General features: G+C 65.3%; 2 protein-coding genes. Both read left to right on the top strand.

Going from position 1 to position 3,480, the window contains the following annotated elements; all coding sequences use genetic code 11:
* Positions 1-196: type II toxin-antitoxin system RelE/ParE family toxin (locus AAGI46_16390; protein ID MEM1013786.1), on the top strand; the 196-nt coding region annotated here is incomplete at its 5' end.
* 151 nt (positions 197-347) lie between these two features.
* On the top strand, positions 348-3,335 hold the full coding sequence (locus tag AAGI46_16385) for an isoleucine--tRNA ligase (GenBank protein MEM1013785.1): 2,988 nt from the start codon (positions 348-350) through the stop codon (positions 3,333-3,335).
* Positions 3,336-3,480: the final 145 nt, after the last annotated feature.

Genomic DNA, 3,480 nt, shown 5'->3' with positions numbered 1-3,480 from the left:
CGACTATGCGGCGGAGTATCCGACACAAACGCCACCGATCCTCGGCATGCCAGAGCGAACCGAGGGTCCACTGCGTCGCCGCATCATCACAGGCTTCAAGAACTACCTGCTCTTCTACCGGTTTGACGACGAGACCGTCACAGTCACCCGAATTCTCCACGGCAGCCGCGACCTGCGTCGTGTGCCGGACCTGTAGCCGGCCTAGCGTGCCAATGTGAGGCTGCTGCAGACTGGGATTATCATCGCACTCGCTCGCCCGATCGCCTCGGGCGGGTCGTCTGCCCGCTGATACCTCAGCATCCCGCCGACGAACCCGCCCCGAGGCCGAGACGCCTCGGGGTTTTTGATTGACCGCCACGACCACCGCCATGAGCTACAAGGACACGCTCAACCTGCCCAAGACCGACTTCGCCATGAAGGCTCAGCTCACCCAGCGCGAGCCGCAACGGCTAGCCAACTGGGAAGCCGACGGCCTGTACGGCAAGGTGCTCGACGCCCACGCGAGCGACCCCGTCTTCAACCTGCACGACGGCCCGCCTTTCGCCAACGGCGACATCCACATCGGGCACGTGCTCAACAAGGTGCTCAAGGACGTCGTCTGCCGGTATCAGACGATGAAGGGCCGCCGCGTGCCGTACGTGCCCGGCTGGGACTGCCACGGCCTGCCGATCGAGCACAAGGTCCAGCAGAAGCTCGGGCCCAAGCTTCGCGAACTCGACACGCTGACGGTCCGCCGGCTCTGTCGGGAGCACGCGGAGAAGGCGATCGCGACGCAGTGCCAGCAGTTCAAGCGGCTCGGCATCCTGGGCGACTGGGATCGGCCGTACCTGACCATGGACCCGGCCTACGAGGCGAGGACGCTGGAGGTCTTCGCCAAGTTCGTCGAGAACGGCCTCGTCTACAAACGGCTCAAGCCCGTCCACTGGTCCGTCGCCAACCGCACGGCTCTGGCCGACGCAGAGCTGGAGTACCAGCGGGTCCGCGACCCGAGCGTCTTCGTCGAGTTCCCTGCGAGGAATCCCGGCGAGGTCAAGGCCAAGCTCGGGCTGCGGGAGCCGGGAGAAGTGCGATTCATGATCTGGACCACCACGCCCTGGACGCTTCCGGCGAACTTGGCGATCGCGGTCAATCCCGACGTGGAGTACAGCGTCGTCCGTTACGACGCGGTCGGGGCGAATCACTCGCGGCTCGTCGTCATCGCGAGCGACCTCGTGAAACAGACCTTCGCTGCCGGTGGCAACGCGGGCGATCCGCCGGCCGATGCCGATCCGGACGAGGATTGGAAGTTCACCAAGCAGTTCGCAACGGGTCCGAAGGCCGTCGAGTACGAGGTCGTTGCGACGGTCTGCGGCGATCAGCTATCGGGTCTGGAGTACCAGCATCCGTTCGTTGCCGACCGCGTCGGCAAGCTGCTTCCGGCCGACTACGTCACGACGACCGACGGCACCGGCCTCGTCCACACGGCGCCCGGTCACGGCGAGGAGGACTGGGGCCTCGGGCGAGCCAACGGGCTCGACGTCTACTGCCCCGTCCAGGCGGATGGCCGGTACGACTCGTCCACGCCGCCGTTCGTCACCGGGCTGACGGTCAAGGAGGCCAACCCGATCATCGTCGAAAAGCTGGCTGACGACGGGTACCTCTTCGCCAGCCAGGACCTCGTCCACAAGTACCCGCACGACTGGCGGAGCAAGACACCCACGATCTACCGCGCCACGGAGCAATGGTTCATCGCCGCCGACAACGCTTACGAAGTAGAAAACCGTGGCTCGAACTTCAGTTCGTGTTCCGACGCTTCACCAGGCCAGACACGATCTGAAGATCGTGCCACGGGTGCGATGGCATCGCTCCGTGACCGTGCGGTCGCGTCGGCCGAGGGGACGACGTTCCACCCCGGCTGGGGCCAGCAACGCCTCCTCGGCATGCTCGCGAATCGGCCCGACTGGTGCATCAGCCGGCAGCGGGCTTGGGGCCTGCCGATCCCGGTCTTCTACAACGAGCAGGGCGACGCTCTGCTAACGCCGGAGTCGGTCCGTGCCGTCGCGGCGACGTTTGCCGAGCACGGCAGCGACGCCTGGTGGTCGATGGAGCCGGCCGAGTTGCTGAGCGACTTCGACCCGGGCCAGAACTTCCCGAAGGACAAGCTCCGCAAGGAGAGCGACATCTTCGACGTCTGGTTCGAGAGCGGTTCGTCGTGGCATGCCGTGCTCGATGCCCGCGACGACCTCGAAGATGCCCCGGCCGACCTGTACCTCGAAGGCTCCGACCAGCACCGCGGCTGGTTCCAGCTGTCGCTGCTATCGGGCTGCGGCAGCGTCGGGCACGCCCCGTTCAAGGAAGTGCTCACCCACGGCTTCATCGTCAAGCCCGACGGCACCAAGGTCTCCAAGAGCGACAAAGAGTACGTGACGGCAACACAGGAGATCGAACGCCACGGGGCCGACCTCTTGCGGCTGTACATGTGCAGCGTCGACTACACCGGCGACATCCGCACCAGCCCCGAGATCATCCAGAAGTTCGGCGACGAGTACCGCAAGATCCGCAACACGATCCGCTTCCTGCTAGGCAACCTCAGCGACTTCGATCCGCACCACCCTCACCACGCCGAAGCGGCAGCTTCGGTTTGTCCGGAAACCAGCCTCGACGCGTGGATGTTGAGTGAGTTGAACACGCTCATCCGCGACGTACGCCACGCCTACAACGCGTTCCAGACGCACCACGCCTATCGCCTGATCCGCGACTTCTGCACGGTCCAGGTCAGCCAGGTCTACGGCAACGCGATGAAGGACCGCCTCTACTGCGAGGCCGCCGACTCGCCGGTGCGGCGGCGGAGCCAGTTCGTCCAGTACAAGGTGGCCGATGCACTGATTCGGCTCGTTGCACCGATGCTGGTCTTCACTTCCGACGAGGCGTGGGAGCACCTGCCCGGCACCAGCGGCCGCGTCCACACGGCTGGCCTGCCGGAACCGATGGACGTGCCGACGTACGACGCGTGGACTGTGCTCATGAAGCTTCGGCAAGACGCCCTGCAGCAGCTCGACGAACTCAAAAAGGAGGTCGGCCTGAACAAGGCGACCGATGCCGAACTCGTCTACACGCTCAAGTCCGAAGACCGCCAAAAGCTCGAGCCGTTCGGCGTCGACCTGGCCGACGTCGTCGGCGCAGGCTGGCACTCGATCGAAGACGGCGAGACGTCCTTTGTCCGCGTCATCGACCGGCGCGAGGACTGGCAGCTCTGCGCCCGCAGCCGCAAACGCACCCCCGACGTCGGCAGCGATCCCGAGTACGCAGACCTCTCTGCCCGCGACGCAAAGGTCGTCAGCGAGATGAATGGCTGAAACGGATCTTCTTGCTGGCGAGCCCCGAGCGTTGTCGAGGGGGGTGGGTAGTGTTGAGACCCCCCCGCGCGCAAGCGCGGGGGGCCCCACCCAAAAATAACCGTTTAAACAAAAAAAAAGCGGTAGGCCATGGCGGGGCGGGGGG

Source organism: Planctomycetota bacterium, from assembly GCA_038746835.1.
In the GTDB taxonomy this organism is placed as follows: Bacteria; Planctomycetota; Phycisphaerae; order Tepidisphaerales; family Tepidisphaeraceae; genus JBCDKH01.
This window is presented reverse-complemented; position numbering and strand designations above follow the sequence as displayed.